The organism is Buchnera aphidicola (Meitanaphis flavogallis) (assembly GCA_039830035.1).
Lineage (GTDB): Bacteria > Pseudomonadota > Gammaproteobacteria > Enterobacterales > Enterobacteriaceae > Buchnera_B > Buchnera_B aphidicola_AZ.
Genome location: CP140038.1, coordinates 444,667 through 466,655, shown reverse-complemented (window position 1 = coordinate 466,655; position 21,989 = coordinate 444,667). Strand labels below are relative to the sequence as shown.

At 24.3% G+C, this 21,989-nt stretch carries 19 protein-coding genes; 8 read left to right on the top strand and 11 right to left on the bottom strand.

What is annotated here, in order from left to right; translation table 11 throughout:
* The first annotated feature begins 35 nt into the window (after nt 1-35).
* Complete coding sequence (gene asd, locus U0T59_02035) at nt 36-1,148, top strand: aspartate-semialdehyde dehydrogenase (GenBank protein XBC43203.1); 1,113 nt, start codon at nt 36-38, stop codon at nt 1,146-1,148.
* Nucleotides 1,149-1,350: 202 nt separating this feature from the next.
* Here the strand turns inward: asd and tusA are convergent, their stop codons facing one another.
* From tusA to ygfZ, 9 genes are all read right to left on the bottom strand, one after another.
* Complete coding sequence (gene tusA / locus U0T59_02030) at nt 1,351-1,614, bottom strand: sulfurtransferase TusA (GenBank protein ID XBC43584.1); 264 nt, start codon at nt 1,612-1,614, stop codon at nt 1,351-1,353.
* Between the two features lie 46 nt (nt 1,615-1,660).
* Nucleotides 1,661-2,047, bottom strand: coding sequence for a hypothetical protein (locus U0T59_02025; GenBank protein ID XBC43583.1), 387 nt, complete (start codon nt 2,045-2,047; stop codon nt 1,661-1,663).
* Nucleotides 2,044-2,298: an adenylyltransferase/cytidyltransferase family protein gene (locus U0T59_02020; GenBank protein ID XBC43202.1), complete on the bottom strand. Its 255-nt coding sequence runs from the start codon at nt 2,296-2,298 to the stop codon at nt 2,044-2,046. Before U0T59_02020 ends, U0T59_02025 begins: the two co-directional genes overlap by 4 nt.
* A gap of 29 nt (nt 2,299-2,327) precedes the next feature.
* Nucleotides 2,328-3,329, bottom strand: coding sequence for a DNA polymerase III subunit delta (gene holA / locus U0T59_02015; GenBank protein ID XBC43201.1), 1,002 nt, complete (start codon nt 3,327-3,329; stop codon nt 2,328-2,330).
* A 63-nt stretch (nt 3,330-3,392) separates the two neighbouring features.
* Nucleotides 3,393-5,987, bottom strand: coding sequence for a leucine--tRNA ligase (gene leuS / locus U0T59_02010; protein XBC43200.1), 2,595 nt, complete (start codon nt 5,985-5,987; stop codon nt 3,393-3,395).
* 754 nt (nt 5,988-6,741) lie between these two features.
* Nucleotides 6,742-7,641 carry a CNNM family magnesium/cobalt transport protein CorC gene (gene corC / locus U0T59_02005; GenBank protein XBC43199.1) on the bottom strand — a complete coding sequence of 300 codons (900 nt, stop codon included), beginning with the start codon at nt 7,639-7,641 and terminating at the stop codon, nt 6,742-6,744.
* Nucleotides 7,642-7,728: 87 nt separating this feature from the next.
* On the bottom strand, nt 7,729-8,187 hold the full coding sequence (ybeY, locus tag U0T59_02000; protein ID XBC43198.1) for an rRNA maturation RNase YbeY: 459 nt from the start codon (nt 8,185-8,187) through the stop codon (nt 7,729-7,731).
* 125 nt (nt 8,188-8,312) lie between these two features.
* The gene (gene miaB / locus U0T59_01995) at nt 8,313-9,650 is read right to left on the bottom strand and encodes a tRNA (N6-isopentenyl adenosine(37)-C2)-methylthiotransferase MiaB (GenBank protein ID XBC43197.1); all 1,338 of its coding nucleotides are present in this window, start codon (nt 9,648-9,650) and stop codon (nt 8,313-8,315) included.
* 134 nt (nt 9,651-9,784) lie between these two features.
* Nucleotides 9,785-10,747, bottom strand: coding sequence for a tRNA-modifying protein YgfZ (ygfZ, locus tag U0T59_01990; protein ID XBC43196.1), 963 nt, complete (start codon nt 10,745-10,747; stop codon nt 9,785-9,787).
* A 264-nt stretch (nt 10,748-11,011) separates the two neighbouring features.
* On the opposite strand from ygfZ, the gene prfB reads away from it, so the two are divergent.
* From prfB to gmk, 6 genes are all read left to right on the top strand, one after another.
* Nucleotides 11,012-12,110 (top strand): peptide chain release factor 2 gene (gene prfB / locus U0T59_01985; GenBank protein ID XBC43195.1). Its coding sequence is split into 2 segments (ribosomal slippage): nt 11,012-11,074 and nt 11,076-12,110, totalling 1,098 coding nucleotides; the frame shifts between segments, so codons are not numbered across the junction.
* A 46-nt stretch (nt 12,111-12,156) separates the two neighbouring features.
* Complete coding sequence (lysS, locus tag U0T59_01980) at nt 12,157-13,653, top strand: lysine--tRNA ligase (protein ID XBC43194.1); 1,497 nt, start codon at nt 12,157-12,159, stop codon at nt 13,651-13,653.
* A gap of 235 nt (nt 13,654-13,888) precedes the next feature.
* Nucleotides 13,889-15,145, top strand: a complete 1,257-nt coding sequence (gene lysA, locus U0T59_01975) for a diaminopimelate decarboxylase (GenBank protein ID XBC43193.1) — start codon at nt 13,889-13,891, stop codon at nt 15,143-15,145.
* Between the two features lie 258 nt (nt 15,146-15,403).
* Entirely contained in the window at nt 15,404-16,264 is an 861-nt protein-coding gene (gene lgt / locus U0T59_01970; protein ID XBC43582.1) for a prolipoprotein diacylglyceryl transferase, read from the top strand.
* 9 nt (nt 16,265-16,273) lie between these two features.
* Nucleotides 16,274-17,068 (top strand): thymidylate synthase, encoded by a 795-nt coding sequence (thyA, locus tag U0T59_01965; protein XBC43192.1) that lies wholly within the window; start codon nt 16,274-16,276, stop codon nt 17,066-17,068.
* An 84-nt stretch (nt 17,069-17,152) separates the two neighbouring features.
* On the top strand, nt 17,153-17,773 hold the full coding sequence (gene gmk / locus U0T59_01960; GenBank protein XBC43191.1) for a guanylate kinase: 621 nt from the start codon (nt 17,153-17,155) through the stop codon (nt 17,771-17,773).
* A gap of 103 nt (nt 17,774-17,876) precedes the next feature.
* Here the strand turns inward: gmk and typA are convergent, their stop codons facing one another.
* Complete coding sequence (gene typA, locus U0T59_01955; GenBank protein ID XBC43190.1) at nt 17,877-19,700, bottom strand: translational GTPase TypA; 1,824 nt, start codon at nt 19,698-19,700, stop codon at nt 17,877-17,879.
* A 285-nt stretch (nt 19,701-19,985) separates the two neighbouring features.
* Between typA and yihA the strand changes: the two genes are divergently transcribed.
* The gene (yihA, locus tag U0T59_01950; GenBank protein XBC43189.1) at nt 19,986-20,591 is read left to right on the top strand and encodes a ribosome biogenesis GTP-binding protein YihA/YsxC; all 606 of its coding nucleotides are present in this window, start codon (nt 19,986-19,988) and stop codon (nt 20,589-20,591) included.
* A gap of 447 nt (nt 20,592-21,038) precedes the next feature.
* Here the strand turns inward: yihA and U0T59_01945 are convergent, their stop codons facing one another.
* Nucleotides 21,039-21,941, bottom strand: a complete 903-nt coding sequence (locus U0T59_01945; GenBank protein XBC43188.1) for a 5'-3' exonuclease H3TH domain-containing protein — start codon at nt 21,939-21,941, stop codon at nt 21,039-21,041.
* Nucleotides 21,942-21,989 lie beyond the last annotated feature (48 nt).

The following is a 21,989-nucleotide window of genomic DNA, read 5'->3' as shown; positions in this document are numbered from 1 at the left end:
AATTTTATGTTTCATATTATTGGATAAAACACATTATGAAAAAATCTGTAGGTTTAGTAGGATGGAGAGGAATGGTGGGATCAGTTTTAATGCAACGTATGGAAGAAGAAAACGATTTTGATTTTTTTGATCCAGTTTTTTTTTCTACATCTCAAATTAATCAAAAAGGACCTATCTTTAATAGTCAATATTATGGAAGTCTATATGATGCTTATAATTTAGATATATTACAAGAATTAGATATTATTGTTACATGTCAAGGAAGTGAATATACCCAAAATATATATTATAAATTAAGAAAAAGAGGTTGGAAAGGGTATTGGATAGATGCTGCATCTCATCTTAGAATGAAAGATGAAGCAGCTATTGTATTAGATCCAATTAATTTATCAGTAATTAATGAATCGCTTAATAATAATATTAAAACTTTTGTTGGTGGAAATTGTACTGTTAGTTTAATGTTAATGTCATTAGGAGGGCTTTTTTCTAATAATTTAATTGATTGGATCATGGTTTCTACTTATCAAGCAGCATCAGGGAGCGGAGCATCACATATGATTGAATTATTGATGCAGATGAATATGTTATGCAAAGAAGTAATTGATGATATAGATAATCCGTTTCAGTCTATTTTAAGTATCGAAAAAAAGATTAGTAAAATTAGTTTGTCTAAAGATTTTCCAGTTAATAATTTTCATGTTCCATTAGTTGGTAGTTTAATTCCTTGGATTGACATTAAAATTAAGAATGGACAAAGCAAAGAAGAATGGAAAATTCAGGCTGAAACAAATAAAATATTATCATCTAAACGAGATATTATTATTGATGGTTTGTGTGTTCGAATTGGATCTTTAAGGTGTCATAGTCAGTCGTTCATGATCAAGTTAAAGAAAGATATTTCTATAACAGAGATTGAAAATATTTTATCTAATCATAATGATTGGGTAAAAGTAATTCCAAATGAAATTAATGAAACTATAAAACATTTAACTCCATGTGCAGTGACAGGAACTTTAATTACTCCTGTAGGAAGATTAAGAAAATTAAACATTGGAAGTAAATATATATCTGCATTTACTGTTGGAGATCAATTGTTGTGGGGTGCTTCGGAACCTTTGCGACGAATGTTGAAATTACTTGTAGATTGATTTGAGTACTTTTTATTATGATATTCACATAGTTTAATTCTATAGAATATTATTCTAACAATTATTAAAATAAGTTAATAATTGTTAGTTTTTTTTGAAAGCTGAAGTATGAATATGAATATATATTGATTTTTTTAATATTTTTTGATTTTTATTTTTTAAAAATGTTTTTTTAGATTGCATAAAATTATTTAATAGTATTTTAAACCTTTTTGGAAAAAGTATTTCTTTTTTGAACCAAATATTGATAAGGTAATTTGTTGATAACAAATTTTAATAATATATGGTTCATAAAATGACAAAAGTTTGGAATGTCTCTTATAGTTGATGGATCATCTGCTAATATTAATAAAATGGTACCAGAATTAATTTCTCTTATGGTTTTTCTTAATAGCATAAGGGGTTCAGGACACCGCAAAGTTCTTAAATCTAGTAATTTATGATTTGTATTTTTTTTAATATTCATATTACTATAAACAGTATATTTAATATAATTATTCAAAATAATTACATTAAATGTATAACTTATGTGTTTTTATATAATTAATTACAGATATGGGTAATAAATTTAAGCAGGAAAAATTATTTTTTAAAGAAGTTCGAATATAAGTAGAAGAAATATTAATATATGGTGTATTAGAAAAAAAAATGTGCCCAAAAGGACGTTCTTTTAGTAAAATATAATTTTTAATTATATGAGTTTTAATCCATTGTTTTAAAATTTTACTAATAATGTTTGGTTGATGTAAATATCGTGCTAATATTATTAGATGACACCATTGTAACAATTCTTTCCATTTATACCATTTATCTAAAGTTATTAAATTATCTGATCCTATAATTAATCCTAGTGGTTTTTTAGATCCTATTTCTTTTCTGATTTCTTTTAGTGTATCTATAGTATATAATATTTTTTTTTTATTTCAAGATAATTGATCTTAAATAATGGTTTATTTTTTACAGCTAATTTTATCATTTGAATTCTATGTTCTGTTGTGATATTTAATTTAGATCGGTACAAGCTAGTATAATTAGGTAATAGGGTAACTTTATTTAAATGAATTTTTTTTGCTAATATTTCTGCTGTAACAATATGACCATAATGAATAGGGTTAAAAGTTCCACCTAAAATTGCATATAATGATGTCATTATTTTTTCCGTTTGGTTATAAAAATTTTTTAATTATTTGTACTCATTATATAAGATAAAATTTTTAATTTATTCCATATAGATTTTTCATATTTTTTCTTAATTGTAATTTCTATTTGTGTTAATAATTTAATTGATTGATTGATTGTTTTAAAACTTTTGAAGTGTGCAGCATGAGTTAGTAAAAAATATCTTTTTTTTGAGATGTTTCGTTTTTTTAAAATATAGTTGGTAGTAACTGATGTGTTACGTTGTATCATCAATATTGTAAGTAAATCATGTTGTAAATATCGGATCAGTTTTATGTGGTTATAATTTTTGATATAAAAATTGTTTAGTATTTTCATAGATTTATTTAAATTTCCAGTTAGTATTGCATCGATCCATTCTTCTGGAGTAAAAATAGCTACGTTACTAATAATTTTTCGGATTTTTTGAGTTGTTATTAAGGAATTAGGCCAAATCAATTTTAAAATATTTAACATGTTGTATAAATAAACTATATTTTTTTTATAACATTGAAGTAGTAAATTATTTGCATTATTACTAATTATTATTTGTAATTCATGTTTCTTATTTTCAGTCCAAGTTTCTAGTTCTTTTTTTACAATAGTTCGGCAATATATAATTGTTCCGTTTAATTTAAATATATTAATCCAAATTTTTTCTTCCATGCACTCTCTCACATTTTTATGAATAATAAGGAGTAAATTAGAATTTATAAAATGAGATAGAATAGATAGTTGTTGTTGAACTTTAGTAGTAAGTTTATGTTCAAAAAGATTCAATATAATGATTGTTTTTTTTAAAAACATGTTTCTAATTTTAAAAACAAAAGATAAGTAATTAATATCAACATGGTATTCTATTGTATGCATAATATATTCAGTGAATCCATGTTTTTTAGCAGTAGAGATTATAATTTTTTTACTTTCTTGAATAAAAAATTCATCATTTCCAATTAAAACATAATAAGAATTTAATGTATTAAAAAAAACAGGAAATAATTGTTGTGGATAAATAATTTTCATAATTTTGTTTGTAAATGTTATTACTTATTAATGTTTATATGTATAAATAATATTTAGATTATTTTAGTGATGTATTATTAAATTTATGAGTTTATTTGGAATATATATTATATTACTAATTTTATATTTTTTAGTATATTTAAATATTTTTGGTTCTTTCAAAACTTTATCTAATATTTCTTTTTTAGAATATTTTTGTGTTATCGTGATTTTATGACGCATTTTCCCGTTTATTTGTATTACTATTACAGTGGTACTTTTATTTAAAATAATGCTTTTTTCAATTTTTGGCCATGAAATATTTTTTAGATGTTTATCATTTATCAATAAATATTGTAATAGTGTATGACTGAAATGAGGTGTAAAAGGATATAAAATTTTTATAATAGATAATAAGGAATATTGAATTAGTTCTTGACTATCTTTTTGATTTGAAGAAAACTTAAAAAGTGTATTAACTAATTTCATAATTGCAGCAATTGCTGTATTAAATGATTGTTTTTTACTGATATCATCTTCTACTTTTTGTATAGTTCGGTGTAATAGCACATATAGTTCTTGTTGATCATAAGTAAAACTTTCATAATTAAGTAGTACATTAGAATGTTTGTAGTTTTGAATATGATTATAACAAAATATCCATAACTTTTTTAGAAATCGATACATCCCTTTTACTCCAGATTCCTTCCATTCTAATGATGCTTCTACTGGAGCAGCGAACATAATAAATAGTCTTACTGTGTCTGCACCATATTTGTCAATCATTTTTTCCGGTTCTACTCCATTTTTTTTTGATTTCGACATTTTAATCATGCCTGCATGAAAAACTTTTTTTTCGTTATATGTAAAAGTTTTTTTAATATTTCCATTAAGATCATATTGAAAATTAGAAGACGCAATGTTAATCCAATTTTGTGTATTTTTACTATCAATATAGTAGAAAGCATCAGATAATACCATTCCTTGACATAATAGTTTTTTTACTGGTTCGTCTGATTGGACTAATCCAAAGTCTCTTAATAATTTATGAAAAAATCGAAAATATATTAAATGCATAATAGAATGTTCTATACCACCAATATATAAATCTATAGGAAGCCAATAATTAGCAGCGTCCTTATTTATCATGCCTTGATTAAATTTTGTACAAGTATATCTAGCGTAATACCATGATGATTCTACAAATGTATCTAATGTATCAGATTCGCATATTGCTATTTTTCCGTTGATATTTATTTTCTTTTTTTTGAAAGTATTTGAAAAATAGTCATGAGTGTATGCAGTATTAGTTTTTTTAGATAATAATTGTATAGGAAGATATTTTTCTGGTATAGGAATGATTTCACCGTTTTCTAAAGTTGCCATGGGAATAGGAACTCCCCAATAACGTTGTCTTGATACTCCCCAATCTTTAAGTTTATAATGCGTTTTTTCTTCTCCTATTTTTTTGTTTTTTAGTTCTGATATTATAGAAAGGTATCCTTCCTTAGTATGTAAATTATTATATTTTTCAGAATCAAATAATTTTCCTGGTTTTGTCATAGCTATAGTTTTTATATTTGGTATTTTATCATTTTCATCAAGTATTACTGGTTTAATTGTTAGATTATGCATTTTGGCAAAATCAAGATCATTTTGATTGTGAGCAGGTACACCTAATATTGCTTTAGTGTTATATTCAGATACCACATAATTGGCTATCCAGATGGGTATTTTTTTTTTAGTTATTGGATGAAAAGCAAATTTTTCAGTATTAACTCCTTCGTTTTTTTCAAAATTATTATAATTGAGATTGAGATAAGATTTTTTTTTAATAAAATGATGTACATTTCGGTTTATATTAGATATTTTTTTAACTAATTTGTGAAAAGGTGAAATTGCAATAAATGTTGCTCCCATTAATGCCTCAGGTTGAGATATGTAAACTTTACATTTTTCTTGTGTGTCAGATAATTTTAAATTTATTGTGGCTCCATGAGAAAGACCAATCCAGTTTGATTGCATTTTTTTTACTTTACTAGGCCATTCTGGTAATTCTTGTAATCCATGTAATAATTCTTCAGCATAGTTTGTAATTTTAATAAACCATTGAGAAATATTTTTTTTAATAATTTTTGTGTTACAACGCCAGCATAATCCGTTGATAACTTGTTCATTAGCTAAAATTGTTTGATCTGTTGTACACCAATTTACCCAAGATTTTTTTTTATATACTAATTTTTTTTTGTACAGTTCTATGAAAAACCATTGTTCCCATTTGTAATATTCAGGTGCACAAGTTGTAATTTCTCTATTCCAATCATAGCTTAATCCTAATGATTGTAGTTGTTTTTTCATATAACTTATATTTTTATTAGTCCATACAGCAGGACTAACGTTATTTTGTATAGCAGCTATTTCTGCAGGTAGTCCAAATGCATCCCATCCCATAGGATGTAATACGTTTTTTCCAATCATTCTCTGATATCTTGCTACAACATCACTAATAGTGTAATTTCTTACATGTCCCATATGCAATTTTCCAGAAGGATAAGGAATCATAGAAAGACAATAATATTTTTCTTGTTTTTTGTTTTCAGTTACTGAAAATATGTTCTTTTTTTCCCATAATTTTTGAATATTGTTTTCTATTTCTTTGGGTATGTATTCTTTTTTCATTTGTATATTCGTTTTTGCATTTTAACAGAATTAAAAAAATAAATTTTTATGTTTTTTGACAATTTAATAGTGAGAACTTATAAAATTTTAATAAGAATTTATGTTTTACGTTTATTTTTTTATTTTTTTTTAAGTATTAAATTTTAAATTTTATAAAATTTAAAATTCTATTGTTAATTTTGTGTTTATGAGCTGTTTATTTTTAATATCATTATAGATAACTTAATGATAGAGTATAAATAGTTTTTTTGATACGAGACGATTAAATATTAGATGCGTTATGTAGTTTAGATAGTGAAATTAAAATTAGAAGTAATTATAAATGTAGAAAATAATTATTTCTATGGTAGGTTTAGAATCGTGTTTTTAATGATACTATGTTAATAAATAGTACTATTATTTTCATGATATGTGCATAAGTTGTTTAAAAAATTTGATAAAAATAGCATGAAAATACAAGTGTCAATGTAAAGTAACATTAAATTTTTTTTTGATTACAAGTGTTTTTAGTTGATTCGAATTTAGCATATTGTATCTTACCATAAATGAATGCATAAAAATATATTATTGACATGATAATTTATAAACTTTTTATAAAAATAATAATTAATCAAACATGTACTAAAATATATTTAATATATTTTAGTATTTAATAAATGGATTCTTTAATTACTTCTCGTTTTTAATTTATGAAAAAATTTATTTTTTAAAAAAAAGAAAATTTTTAGATTTTATTAAAATATAACATTAATTGTTACTGCATTGTACAAATTTTATTATTTTTTTTTGATAATTCGGGATAATTTTTATCTTTTGGAATAGTAACTTGTAATTTTATAATTTTTCTGTTATTTGCCATATTAACTTTAAATACGTATTGGGAAATATTTATAAGTTCGCCTTGTACAGGAAGATGTCCTAATTTTTTTATAATTAAACCACCAATAGTATCTACTTCTTCGTTATTAAAATTAGTTTTAAAGATGTCATTAAATTCTTTTATAGAAGTAAAAGATTTTACTATAAATTCATATTTGTTTAATTGTTGAACATTAGATGTATTTTCATCGTATTCATCATCAATATTACCTACAATTAATTCTAATATATCTTCTATTGTTACTAATCCAGAAACGGCTCCAAATTCATCTACTACAATTGCCATATGACTTTTTTTTAATTGAAATTCTTTTAACATACAGTTAACACGTTTACTTTCAGGAACTACAACAACTGGTCTTAATATTTTTTTTATACAAAAATTATTTCTTTCGTTTTTTATAAAAGGTAAAAAGTCCTTAGCTATTAAGAATCCCTCGATATAGTTTTCATCATAGTTCATTACGGGAAATCGTGAATGAGCAGATTCTATAATTATATCTAGACATTTTTGTAGTGAATAGGTTAATTTTAAAGTGATCATTTGTGTTCGAGGTATCATTATTTCTCGAACTTTTTGTTGTGTTATGTCAATAACTCCTTCTAACATATTACAAGTTTCTTGATCTATTAATTTGTTCTTTTTTGAATATCGTATTAATGCTAATAGTTCTTTTTTATTTTTTGGTTCTTCATGAAACATTTGATTTAATAGAATAGAAAAGAAATTTTTTTTATTATGTTTATTACTATATCGAGAATCATCATCATTCATAACACGTTAATGTATATTTCTTATATGTTAATTTTTAGTTGAATTTTTTTTGAAAAAATTTTAAATAGGGTATTTATTGGTATTATTTCATTCTAAGTAAGGATTTTTATATCCTAAAGACAACATAATGTTAGTTTCTAAATTTTGCATTTTTTTTAAATTATAATAGTTTTTGTGGTCATACCCTAATAAATGTAATGTACCATGTATTATCATATGTGCCCAATGTGATTCTATATTTTTATTATACGTGTTAGCTTCTTTTTTAATAACGTCGCTACAAACGATTAAGTCACCGATAAAATATGATTGCATTATTTTATATGTAGTAGATGGAAAAGATAATATATTGGTAGTTTTGTTTTTATTTCTATATTTATAATTTAATAATTGCATTTCCAATGTTCTAACAATTCTTATTGTTATTTCTGCATTAGATTTTTTTTTATTTAAACTAGCTCGTATCCATTTTAAGTATTGTGATTTTTTTGGAAAATATGATTTCTTAGAACAAGCTGTTTGTAAATCAATAATAATTACTGTCATGATAATTGCAATGATATCATTTATAATGAATTGATATTTTTTAGAATATAATATTGTTTTATATTTTATCAGATTTTTTATAAATAAAAAATTTATATATTTTAAGTTATTTTTTATTTTTATTATTAAATGTTTTGAAATAATTCTCCTTTGAGAGAATGAGGATTTATTCCTATAATTTTTAAATTAATAAATTTTCCTATCATATTTGAATTTCCTTCAAAGTTGACTATACGATTATTTTCTGTTCGCCCTGATAGTTCCATAGGATTTCTCTGAGATGGTCCTTCTACTAATATTGACTGTATACTTCCTAACATTTTTTCATTCCACAATTTTGTATTTTTATTAATAAGCTTTTGAAGTTCGTATAATCTTTGTTTTTTTTCGTCTAATGAAATATGATCCAACAATTCTGATGCTGGCGTACCTGGACGAGAAGAATAAATAAAGCTAAAACTCATGTCAAAGTTCATTTCTTTAATTAAACATAATGTTTGTTTGAAATCTTCTTGTGTTTCTCCTGGAAAGCCAACAATAAAGTCTGAACTGATTTGTATATTGGGACGATGCGAAATTATTTTTTGTATAATATTTTTATATTCTTGAACATTGTGAGCTCTTTTCATTAATTGCAAAATTCGATCAGATCCACTTTGTATAGGTAAATGTAAAAAGCTTACTAATTTTTTTGTATCAGAATAAACGTCTATGATATCATCAGTAAATTCAATAGGGTTGCTCGTTGTGAATCTAATTCTATCAATACCTTTTATTAATGCTACTAATCTTAATAGTTCTGAAAATTTACAAATTTTTCCATCAAAAGTTTTTCCTTTGTATGCATTAACGTTTTGTCCTAATAAGTTAATTTCTCGAACTCCTCTTTCAGCTAATATAGAAATTTCTAATAATATTTCGTCAACTGGACGACTAATTTCATAACCTCTAGTATAAGGTACGATACAAAATGAACAGAATTTATTGCATCCTTCTATTATTGTTACATATGCTGTCACTCCTGGATAATCAGAATATTCAATAGTATCAAATTTTTCAATTAGAGGAAATTCAATGTCAATAACGTGTTGCTTTAGTTCTTTTACTTTTTTTATCATATTTGGTAGTCTATGCAATGTTTGTGTGCCAAATATTATATCAACGTAGTTTGCACGTTTATAAATTTCTTCTCCTTCTTGTGTTGCTACACAACCACCTACTGCAATAATTATATTAGGATTTTTATTTTTTAATTTTTTCCATCTTCCTAATTGATGAAAAACCTTTTCTTGTGCTTTTTCACGGATAGAGCAAGTATTAAGAATTAAGATGTCAGCTAACTCAGGAAGATGAGTTTCTTTGAAGTGATGTTTTTTTTTCAATAGTTGAGTTATCATTGAAGAATCATATTCGTTCATTTGACAACCCCAAGTTTTTATGTATATGTTCTCTTTTTTTATCATTGTATTATCGTATTACAATTAAAATGTTAAACGAATGTAGTATAAATTATTAAAAATTAATATTAATATTAATATACATAATTTTTTTATAAAATAATATCTAATTGTGCGATTGTATTTATGTAAAATATAGTTTATTTTTTTACGTATAAATTATTTTCTTCATCATTTTTTAAGCGAAGTGTATTATCTTTTTTAAAATTCTTTTTTAATACTGCTTGTATCCATGTAGTTTGTTGATCAATTTTCGCAAATGTTAAAATATATCCGATTTTACGCCATTTATTGTCGTGATTAGATTCTATTATTTCTCCTATATGTAATATTCGATTAGACTTTGTAATTAACCAGTATAAGTCATATTGGTTTAGTTTTTTAAATTGTGATTTGGCAATCATTTCTTGACCATAATAGCATCCTTTATTGAAGTCTATACCGTTTAAATTCTCTAGATTCAATGATTGAGGAAGAAATTTTTCACTCATTTCTTGATCAACAATAGGGAATTTGGAACAAATATCTAAAGCTAGCCATAGATTATCTGTGTTTTGTGTTTTTATTGATGCTAATATTTTTTTTAAAGTAGAGTTATGTTTTTTTGCAATAAGTAAAAATCTTTCGTATGGAGTATTGAACCACAATAGTATTATTTCATTATAATGAAGTACTGGGTATTTTTTATTGGGTAATCTATTAAAATATTTTTTTAATTTTTCTTTTGCTGTTATTCCAATAATTCCAAATAAATTTACTGTATCGTCATTAAATATATTTATGTTAGAAAAAATAGCATATTTTTTTAACGTTGTTACTTGATGGTAAGATATACTTTTTCTTTGAATGTACATATAATGATTTTTATTAATTTGAAACAATCGTAAATTACTTAATACTTTTCCATTAATGTTGCAGTGAGAACATAGTTCATGGTTGTTTTTTTTTAGTTTATCGATATTAATAGTTACTTGGCTTTGTAAATAATTGGCACTATCACTACCTATTATCGTTGTTAGAGACCAGTTACTTAAATTCATTAATATTATATCTTTTTTTAAGAAATTTGATAAATGTTGGTTGACTGATGGTAACATTTTCATTTTATTTTTTCTTATTTTTTAAATAGGGATTAGTATACTTTTAAAAATTTGAGATGAAAACATATATTTTTTATATGCATAATAATATCAATTAAACTACATATATGTTTAATTAAAATTAAAAACTTTAAATGATTTATTATTAGACAGTATAAAATGTTTCAAAAATATTGTTTATTTCGACAGGTTTATGGAATTATTTATGAGTAAAAAGTATATTTTTATAATATAGTTATTCAAAAATATAATTAAGAGAATGAAAATATGTGCGAAATCAATTTAATACAACATCGTGTTCAAATGTATAATGATAAAATTAATAATTTAAAAGAATTTCTTTGACTATAGTAAGAAAAAAAATAGATTACTAGAAATTAATATTTTACTCAAGTCATCTAAAATATGGAAAAATTTTAATTTGATAGAAAGTTTGAATCATGAAAAAAAAATATTGACCCATTTAGTTTGTTCTATAGACGAAATCAAATTAAATTTAGATGCAATGTTAGACATTTTAACGTTATCCATTCAAGAAAATAATAAGAAGTTATTACGTGATGTAATTGATGAATTAGATATATTAGATAATACTATTCATGAATTGGAGCTAACGTGTATTTTTTCAAACAAAAACGATCATCTAAATTGTTATTTAGATATACAATCTGGATCTGGAGGAACAGAAGCTCAAGATTGGGCTAACATGTTGTTTAGAATGTATTTGAAATGGGCTAGTAATAAAGGTTTTGAGATAGAAATTATTGATAGGACATACGGTGAAATAGTTGGAATTAAATCTGCTACAGTAAAAGTTTTAGGAAGATATGCTTATGGTTGGTTACGTACTGAAACAGGAGTTCATCGTTTAGTAAGAAAAAGTCCATTTAGTTCTAATCATCATCGTCATACTTCTTTTGCTTCTGCTTTCGTCTATCCTGACATTGATGATCCTATAAAAGTAAAAATTAATTCTTATGATTTGAGAATTGATGTATATAAAGCATCTGGAGCTGGAGGCCAACATGTTAATAAAACTGAATCAGCTGTTAGAATTACGCATATTCCTTCAGGGTTAGTAACTCAATCTCAAAGTAGTCGTTCTCAGCATAAAAATAAAGATAGAGCGTTAAAACAATTGAAAGCAAAATTGTATGAGGTAATTTTTAATAAAAAAAATAATGAAAGAAAAGTACTTGAAAATAAAAAGTCAGATATTAGATGGGGTAATCAAATACGTTCATACATATTAGATAGTTCTAGAATTAAAGATTTAAGAACTCAAATGGAAGTAAATGATGTATATTCAGTTTTGAACGGAGATTTAGATCTTTTTATTTTGTCTAGTTTAAAGAAAGGATTTTAATGAACGTTAAAACATAATTTTATTTTAAAGTATGCAAGAGGTTAATATGAATACATTTAATAATGAAGAACAACAGAGACGTAAAAAATTATATATTCTCAAGAAAAATGGTTTTAATTTTCCTAACGATTTTAAATCAAATCAAAATGTAATAGATATTAATAATAATTATGAGTTATGTAGTCATGATCAATTAAAAATTTTAAATGTATTTGTAAGTTTAGCTGGTAGGATCACACGGAAACGTATTATGGGAAGAAGTTCTTTTTTTATATTAAAAGATTATTCAGGAGAAATTCAGTTATATATTATGGAAAAACATGGTTCGAATTTTTGTTATGCAGATATAGTTAAAGAATTAGATTTAGGTGATATTATAGGAGTTAAGGGAAGTTTATTTAAGACAAAAACACAAGAGTTATCTATTTATTGTAAAGAATTAAAATTATTAACTAAATCGTTAAAACCCTTACCTAATAAATTTCATGGATTATATAACAAAGAAATAAGATATAGAAAAAGATATTTAGATCTTATTAGTAACAAACATTTGAGTTATATTTTTAAAGAAAGATCACAAATTTTTATTTATATTAGAAAATTTATGTTGGAAAATAAATTTTTGGAAGTTGAAACTCCTATGATGCAAAGTATTCCTGGAGGAGCTACTGCACGACCTTTCATTACTTATCATAATTCTTTGGATCTTAATTTATATTTAAGAATATCCCCTGAGTTATATTTAAAAAGATTAATTATTGGAGGGTTTAATCGAATTTTTGAAATAAATAGAAATTTTCGTAATGAAGGAATTTCAACTCGACATAATCCAGAATTTACCATGATGGAAGTATATATGGCTTATTCAGATTATAAGGACATGATGATTTTTACTGAAAACTTGTTGAAAAATTTAGTTCAGAAGACAAAAGGTCATTTAATATTTAAATATGGAAAATATGAACTAAATTTTGAAAAAAGTTTTTGTAAACTTACAATGAAGCAAGCTATATTAAATTTTAATTCTAATATTACAGTATCCGATTTAGATAATTTAGAAAAAATGAAAAATATAGCACATGTGCTTGGAATAAAAATAGAAAATAATTGGAAAATAGGTAAATTAACGTCAGAGATATTTGAAAAAACAGTAGAAAAATGTTTAATTCAACCTACTTTTATTACTGACTATCCTATAGACATTTCTCCATTGTCTAGAAGAAATAATAAAAATATTAATATTGCTGATCGATTCGAATTATTTATTGCTGGTTATGAATTAGCGAACGGATTTTCTGAATTAAATGATCCAGACGATCAAAAAGAACGATTTTTTAACCAAACTAGAGAATTAGATGTACAATGCGAAGATCATTTAATGTTTTATGATGAAGATTATATAACTGCACTTGAGTATGGACTACCTCCAACTTCTGGATTAGGAATAGGAATTGATCGGTTGATCATGATTTTAACTAATCAGAAAAGTATTCGTGATGTTATTTTTTTTCCTATTCTTAAGCCAATTCATTCTAAAATATAAATTATATTTGTTTGTGATATATTGAACTTTTGATACTTTCACTTTTTTATGTATTGTTTTTGTAATTTTTATTTTTGATAAAATCATATATTTAATTTTTTATTTAACATTTTTAACCAATAGCGTTTTATATTTTTAAAAATTTAATATTTTATATTATTTTAATGTTAATATTGATTTTTTTATGAGATATTTTTGTGTATAAAAGCAATATGTCACTCTTGAGATAATGATTATGTTGAATTCCGAAAATAAAACAAATACGATATTTAATAGAAATAATATATTAAAGTTAATTAAAAAATATTGTTCTCCGTTATGGATATATGATTCTACTATAATATTGAATAATATTAAAAAATTACATCAATTTGATGTAATTAGGTTTGCTCAAAAATCTTGTTCTAATATTCATATTTTAAATCTTTTTCGTAAACAGGGAGTAAAAGTTGATGCTGTATCATTAGGAGAAATTGAAAGAGGTTTGATATCTGGGTATCATCCTACTGATCAAGGAATTATATTTACAGCAGATGTTATAGATAGATGTACGTTAGAAAAAATAAAAAAGTATCATATTCCGGTAAACGTAGGATCACTAGATATGCTCCAGCAAATTGGAGAAGTATCTCCAGGACACAATATTTGGTTACGTATTAATCCGAGATTTGGTGATGGACATAGTAAAAAGACGAATACTGGTGGGGAAAATAGTAAACATGGAATTTGGGATATTGGTTTGGCTAAGTCGTTTATTAAACAATTTAATTTTAAATTAATAGGTTTACATATACATATTGGGTCTGGTGTAAATTACAAGTATTTGGAATGTGTATGTCAGGAAATGGTTCGACAGGTATTACGTTTTAATCATGATATTTGCATGATATCAGCAGGAGGAGGTTTAACAGTTCCTTATAAATCATGTGAAAGTTCATTTGATGTTAATAAATATTTTATGTTGTGGGATATGGCACGAAAAGAAATTTCTAATTATTTAAATCATTCTATTCAATTAGAGATAGAACCTGGAAGATTTTTAGTAGCAGAATCTGGAATATTAGTTACTGAAGTAAGATCAGTAAAAAAAACTAGTTCTAAATTGTTTGTATTAGTTGATGCTGGATTTAATGATTTAGTTAGACCTGTTATGTATGGAAGTTATCATCATATATCTGTTATTTCAGGTGATGGACGCAAAATTAATGAACATGATACAGTAGAGACTGTAGTTGGAGGTCCTTTGTGTGAGTCAGGAGATTTATTTACTCAAAATGAACGGGGTGATATAGAAACTAGAATGTTACCTCAGGTAAAACCAGGTGATTATTTAATATTTCATGATACTGGAGCATATGGAGCTTCTATGTCATCTAATTATAATAGTCGTTTATTAATTCCAGAAATTTTATTTGAAAATGGAAATTTTCGTGTTATTCGAAGACGTCAAACTATAAAAGAATTGTTAGAACCTGAAATAAGTTGTATTTGATTAAATAAAGTATTTATTAATTAATGTTGTTTTATTTAAATAGTAGTCATATAATTACATAACTTATTTATTAACGAAGAGTGGATGTATCATATTTTAATATTGATGTTATTGTTTTTTTTTGCATATTTTTTAAAAATATATGATATTTTAATATAAGTGTTAGTACAATGTAATTTTAATAATTTAATTTTAATTTTATGCAAATAGATATTTTGTAGTTAAATAAATGTATTTTGAGTAGGATAAGTAAAATTGATACATGATTCTTATATATTATTTCCTAATTTTAATCCTATAATTATTTCTATATTTAATGTTTCTATACGTTGGTATGGGATGATGTATTTATTAGGGTTTGTTTTTATTTTATATCAAGGTAAAAAAAGTATAAAAAAAATAGGATTAAAAAAAATAGAAATAGAAGATATTTTATATTTTAGTTTTTTTGGTGTGATGGTTGGAGGAAGATTAGGATATATATTATTTTATAATCCATTATTTTTTTTTAATAACCCTATACATGTATTTAAAGTATGGGAAGGAGGTATGTCTTTTCATGGAGGATTGCTAGGAGTAATTGTAGTAATCTTGTACTTTTCTAGAAAGTTGAATATAAATTTTTTTTTAATTTCTGATTTGATTGTTCCTTTAGTTCCGGTTGCTCTAGGAGTAGGAAGAATAGGAAATTTTATTAATGGAGAATTATGGGGTCGTATTGCTCCTGGTTTTTCTTTTTCTATTTTATTTCCTATGTCTAGAGAAATAGATTTAGAATTAGCTAAAAATGATTTACAATTACAATTTTTGATTAAAAAATTTGGAATGTTACCTAGACATCCCTCTCAAATATATGAATTTTTTTTAGAAGGAATAATTTTATTTTTTGTTCTGCATTATTGTTCAAAAAAAGTAAAAACTGTTGGAATTATTTCAAGTATGTTTTTGATTTTTTATGGAATTTTTCGTTTTATTGTTGAACTATTTCGTGAACCTGATTATCAAATAGGGTTATTTAAAAATTTTTTAACCATGGGACAAATATTATCTATTCCCATGATAATATTTGGAATTTTAATTATTTTTTTTGTACGACGACAATCTAAAAATCTCATATAATAGGATAATATGAAATCTTATTTATTACTTCTCAAAAAAATATTGAATAAAGGAAAAAATAAACAAGATCGTACTGGAGTAGGGACATTATCTATTTTTGGTCATCATATGAAATTTAATTTAAAAACAGGATTTCCGTTGGTTACTACTAAAAAATGTAATTTTTTTTCTATTGTGCACGAACTTTTATGGTTTTTAAAAGGAGATACTAACGTTAAATATTTAAATGATAATAAAGTATCAATTTGGAATTCATGGGCAAATGAATTCGGAGATTTAGGTCCTATTTATGGAAAACAATGGAGACGATGGAAAAATACAGATGGTACAGAAATTGATCAAATAGAAAATGTAATTAAGCAAATCAAGAATAATCCTCATTCTAGAAGGATATTAGTATCAAGTTGGAATGTAAGTGATTTAGAAAAAATGGCGTTATTTCCATGTCACGTATTGTTTCAATTCTATGTTGTTGACAATGTTTTAAGCTGTCAGTTGTATCAGCGTTCTTGTGATGTTTTTTTAGGGCTTCCATTTAATATTGCTAGTTATTCCTTATTGATTCATATAATAGCAGATCAGTGTTGTTTAAAAGTTGGTAATTTTTTATGGACTGGAGGCGATGTTCATATATATAAGAATCATATCAATCAAGTTAATACGCAATTATTGCGTCAACCTTATCGTTTGCCAACATTAATGATTAAAGATAAACCTAAAAAAATATCTGATTATTGTGCAAAAAATTTTTGTTTGTTAAAATATAAATTCCATCCTTCTATTAAAGCAAATATAGCAATATAAATTTTTAAAAACAAAATTATCTTATTGTTTTAAATTTTTATAGTAGTATTTAGATATTTAGATTTATTTTAACTTTAAATGATTATGATAAAAGGTATATTATTTATAATTTCTGCTCCCAGCGGAACAGGAAAGTCTAGTTTAATTCAAGAAATATTAAAAACTAATTCATTATTTAAAATACAAGTATCAATATCTCATACTACTCGTATAATTAGACCAGGAGAATATAATGGTAAACATTATTATTTTGTTTCTATACATCAATTTAAAAATATGATAAAGAAAAAAAAATTTTTAGAATATGCAAAAGTATTTAATAATTATTATGGAACATCTTATCAAGAAATTGATAAGTTGTTGTTAACTGGAATAGACATTGTTATGGATATTGATTGGCAAGGAGCACAACAAGTACGTCGTAAAATTCCAAATTCAAAGAGTATTTTTATATTACCTCCGTCTAAAGATGAATTGTATAGACGATTATGTAAAAGAGATCAAGATAGTGAAGTCATAATACAAAAAAGAATGGATCAAGCAGTATCTGATATGCGGCATTACGTTGAATATGATTATGTAATTATTAATGATGATTTTAAATTAGCTGTGTCTAATTTAAATAAAATTGTTCAAGTAGAACATTTATCTAGAAAATATCAAACAAAAAAAAATAGTAATTTAATTTGTAATTTATTAAAATAATCATATTTTTTAATAAAATACTATTTCGTTAAATATAGAATATGCTTCTAGTTATTATAGTTTATGAATAAATTTATGTCAGAAACTATGTTTTGATATGTTTTTATTGCAGTTCTTTTTTTCTTGAAAATATCTTTCTTGAATTTTCTGTTAAGTGTTCTTTTCTTAATCTAATAGATAGTGGTGTTATTTCTACTAATTCATCATTATTAATAAAACTAATAGCATACTCTAAATTAATAGTTAGAGGTGTAGTTAATGTTATTGCATCATCGGATCCTGATGCTCGCATGTTTGTTAGTTTTTTACCTAATAAACAATTTACAGTCAAATCGTTTTGTCTGTTATGAATACCGATAATTTGTCCTTCATATACTTTTTCTCCATGTCCTATAAACAGTTTTCCACGATTTTGTAAATTAAATAAGGCAAAACCTACCGAATGTCCTGTTTTATTTGAAATTAGTACTCCGTTTTTTCGTAGTCCTATTGTTTCAGATTGAATTTTTCCATAATGACTGAAAGAAGAGTAAAATATTCCAGATCCTGAGGTAATAGTGGTGAATTCTGATCTAAATCCAATTAAAGCATTACTGCTGAGAATACAATCTATTCTTGTTCTATCTGTCTTATCTGAAGTAATGTTAGTAATTTTCCCCTTACGTTCGCCTATCAATTTTATAATAGTTCCTTGATTTATATTTTTAATATCTAATGTAACTATTTCAAATGGTTCTTGTTTGATGCCTTTGATTTCACGTATAATTACTTTTGGACGGGATACTTCTAATTCAAAACCTTCTCTTCTCATATTTTCAATTAATATTGACAAGTGCAATTCACCGCGTCCAGACACTGCAAAAATATTGGAATTTTCTGTTTCTTTGATTTTTAAAGCAATATTGTGTTTCATTTCTTGTTTTAGTCGATTCAAAATTTGTCGAGAGGTGATGTGTTTTCCTTCTGTTCCCGAAAAAGGAGAAGTATTAACAGCAAACATCATTTCAACTGTCGGTTCATCAACTTGTAATTTTGGTAAAGGTTGTACATTAGTGGGATCACAAATAGTGTCTGAAATGTAAAGTTTTTCAATACCTGTTATAGCTACTATGTCTCCTGATTGTGCTTGATTAACTTCTATTTTTTCTAATCCAAAGTAAGTTAGTACTTTTCCTATTTTTCCGTTGATTTTTAGTCCTTTATTATTAACAATTATTATGTTTTGATTGGGTTTTATAGATCCTTGATTAATGCGTCCAATTCCAATTGTTCCTAAATAATTATCATAGTCTAGTTGCGAAATTTGCATTTGTAGTGTTTTATTAACATTAATTTTTGGAGGTGGTGTATATTTTATAATAGTATTGTATAACGATGACATATCTGGTCCTATATTTTTATAATTAGTTCCAGATGTTCCAAGTAATGCAGAAGTATATATGACTGGAAAGTCAAGTTGTTCATCAGTAGCATTAAGATGGACAAATAAATCAAAAATTTGATCTATTACCCAATTTGGTCTAGCATTTTTTCGATCAATTTTATTTATTACTACAATAGGTTTTATTCCATAGTTAAAGGATTTTTGAGTAACAAATCTTGTTTGTGGCATTGGACCATCTAATGCATCCACTACTAATAGAACAGAATCTACCATGGATAGTATACGTTCTACCTCTCCACCAAAATCAGAATGTCCAGGAGTATCTATGATATTAATATGATAGTTCTTCCATTTAATTGCAGCATTTTTTGCTAAAATAGTTATTCCTCGTTCTTTTTCAAGATCATTTGAATCCATAATACGTTCGGAATATTCTTTATAACTTTTAAAATGATCTGATTGTTTTAGTAGCGCATCTACTAAGGTAGTTTTTCCATGATCAACATGAGCGATAATAGCTATGTTTCTTAAGTTTTTGTTCATTTTTATTAGCATCGTAAAAGAAGTAAAAATAATTGTAATTTTAGAATAATGAAACAGTATTATAGAATTTTTTATTCTAACATGTTTATTATTGAAATAATAATTTTTTGATATGTATTCATAAAATATGAATATTAAAATGAATGTAAGTCATTGTATATGTTGTTAGTTTAAATGTTATAACACTTTTGTTTTTTATTATAACTAAATAATAATTAAATGTGTTATTTTTATGTAGTACGATTTATTAAAAATAACATTATAGTACATTTTCGGAGTTGTATTGTGATTAGGAATAATTATTGTAACACTATTTTTTTAAAAAGCATTGTGAATATAAAAAAAGAAAAATATAATTTTGGGTTTGAATTTGCTTTTATTGGATATTCTAATTCAGGAAAATCTACTGTTATTAATGTTTTAACTAATAAAAAACGTTTAGCTAGGGTTAGTAAAATTCCAGGAAGAACACAATTAATTAATATTTTTAAAGTTTCTTCCAAAATACGTTTAGTTGATTTACCTGGTTATGGTTATTCTAAAGTTTCTAAAAATACTATGATTAACTTAAAAAAAATGGTATTTCAGTATTTAAGAATTCAAACGTGTTTAAAAGGATTAATTATATTAATGGATATTCGATATCCTATGAAATTTCTAGATGAAATGATAATTAATTTAACAGGATTAAACCAGATTCCGATGTTAATTTTATTGAGTAAAGCTGATAAAATGGTTTTTTCTAAACAACAAGAACAATTGCATATTATTCGTTTAAATAAATTAATTTTATTATATGATATACGAGTAGAATTGTTTTCTTCATTTAAAAAAATTGGCATTGATAGTTTAAAGGATCAATTGGATTATTGGATACATGTAAATGTATAATTATTAGATTAAAAAATTAATGTTTTTGATTAGGTTTTTTTAAATATTAATTGTTAAGATAGAATGTAACTTTTTAGTATTAATATCTTATTAATATACATTTATTTTTTTTTTGAATAGTTTTTAAAATCGTAATAGTTTGTGTGCTTTATTTTTTAAAGTGTATGTTGTTTATAATAACTAATTATATATGTTTTTATATTTATATTTTTTAATTGGTTTTTAAACAGGTTGTATTTTTTTAAGTGAAAAATATTTTAGTTAATGTAATTCTAGCTTATATAAAAATTTTGTTTTATAGTTTACACTGTTTATTTTTTCTGAAAAAATATTTTATCTAAAAAAATTAAAATTCATAGTTAAGTAATTAGTGCGTTTAGTATTTTTTTAAATTAAAAAATATACTTATATATATTTTTACTTTTTTTATATAGTTTATATTTATTTTTACCATGTTTCTTCCTTTAATAATTTTAACCAATGATAAAATTTATAGTATTTAAAAAAATGAGCTAATTTATATGTTGATGGTTTAAACATTTTTATCTCATTTATGGATTTATTTATAATTACATCTGTTTTTATTGTAGCTAGTTTTTTTGAAAGAAATGCTAAGTTTTTATGAATTATTAGCATTTTAGTAATATGTTTAGCTCGTTTAAATGAATACTGTTGTGATATTTCATCAATGCGATTATATATATCTTCTAAAGATCTAAAATGTTTCAATAAAGTAAGTGCTGTTTTTTTTCCTATTGTTGGTATTCCTGGAATATTGTCTGATTTATCTCCCATTAGTCCTAGTAAATCAGGAATTAAAGTAGGTATTACTCCATATTTATGTTTTATTTCTTGTTCTCCTAAGATTGTATTGTATTTACTTTCCAATATATTAACATTAATATTTACTAATTGTGCTAAATCTTTATCATTAGTGCAAATTAAAGTAAATTTTTGTTCTTTATTGGCCGCATGAGATAATGTTCCTATGATATCATCTGCTTCAAAATAAGGTATTATTACAATTGGAAATCCCATTGCTTTGATTATTTCGTATAACGGTTTAATTTGTAATTTTAAATTTGTTGGCATATTTGGACGGTTAGCTTTATATGGTTGAAATAATATATGCCTAAAATTTTTTGTTGGTGAATCAAATATTATGATTATTTGAGATTTTGGGTATTTTTTAGATAATGTTTTGAGCATTCTTATTACGCCATATATAGCCCCGGATGGTGTATCACTTTTATTACTCAGTATAGAAAAAGAATAATATGATCTATAGAGGTATGATGTACCATCTATTAATAAATAGTGAACAAATTTTTTCTTGGAATTCATATGCATAAATTTATATTAGTTATAATTACATACATTTAATATATATTGTGGTTT

What these genes read in the sequence shown, in the direction of transcription:
- asd (XBC43203.1), top strand. Translation starts at nt 36, where the DNA reads ATGAAAAAATCTGTAGGTTTAGTAGGATGGAGAGGAATGGTGGGATCA.
- tusA (XBC43584.1), bottom strand. Translation starts at nt 1,614, where the DNA reads ATGAATATTAAAAAAAATACAAATCATAAATTACTAGATTTAAGAACT.
- U0T59_02020 (XBC43202.1), bottom strand. Translation starts at nt 2,298, where the DNA reads ATGACATCATTATATGCAATTTTAGGTGGAACTTTTAACCCTATTCAT.
- holA (XBC43201.1), bottom strand. Translation starts at nt 3,329, where the DNA reads ATGAAAATTATTTATCCACAACAATTATTTCCTGTTTTTTTTAATACA.
- leuS (XBC43200.1), bottom strand. Translation starts at nt 5,987, where the DNA reads ATGAAAAAAGAATACATACCCAAAGAAATAGAAAACAATATTCAAAAA.
- corC (XBC43199.1), bottom strand. Translation starts at nt 7,641, where the DNA reads ATGAATGATGATGATTCTCGATATAGTAATAAACATAATAAAAAAAAT.
- ybeY (XBC43198.1), bottom strand. Translation starts at nt 8,187, where the DNA reads ATGACAGTAATTATTATTGATTTACAAACAGCTTGTTCTAAGAAATCA.
- miaB (XBC43197.1), bottom strand. Translation starts at nt 9,650, where the DNA reads ATGATAAAAAAAGAGAACATATACATAAAAACTTGGGGTTGTCAAATG.
- ygfZ (XBC43196.1), bottom strand. Translation starts at nt 10,747, where the DNA reads ATGAAAATGTTACCATCAGTCAACCAACATTTATCAAATTTCTTAAAA.
- lysS (XBC43194.1), top strand. Translation starts at nt 12,157, where the DNA reads ATGAATACATTTAATAATGAAGAACAACAGAGACGTAAAAAATTATAT.
- lysA (XBC43193.1), top strand. Translation starts at nt 13,889, where the DNA reads ATGTTGAATTCCGAAAATAAAACAAATACGATATTTAATAGAAATAAT.
- thyA (XBC43192.1), top strand. Translation starts at nt 16,274, where the DNA reads ATGAAATCTTATTTATTACTTCTCAAAAAAATATTGAATAAAGGAAAA.
- gmk (XBC43191.1), top strand. Translation starts at nt 17,153, where the DNA reads ATGATAAAAGGTATATTATTTATAATTTCTGCTCCCAGCGGAACAGGA.
- typA (XBC43190.1), bottom strand. Translation starts at nt 19,700, where the DNA reads ATGAACAAAAACTTAAGAAACATAGCTATTATCGCTCATGTTGATCAT.
- U0T59_01945 (XBC43188.1), bottom strand. Translation starts at nt 21,941, where the DNA reads ATGCATATGAATTCCAAGAAAAAATTTGTTCACTATTTATTAATAGAT.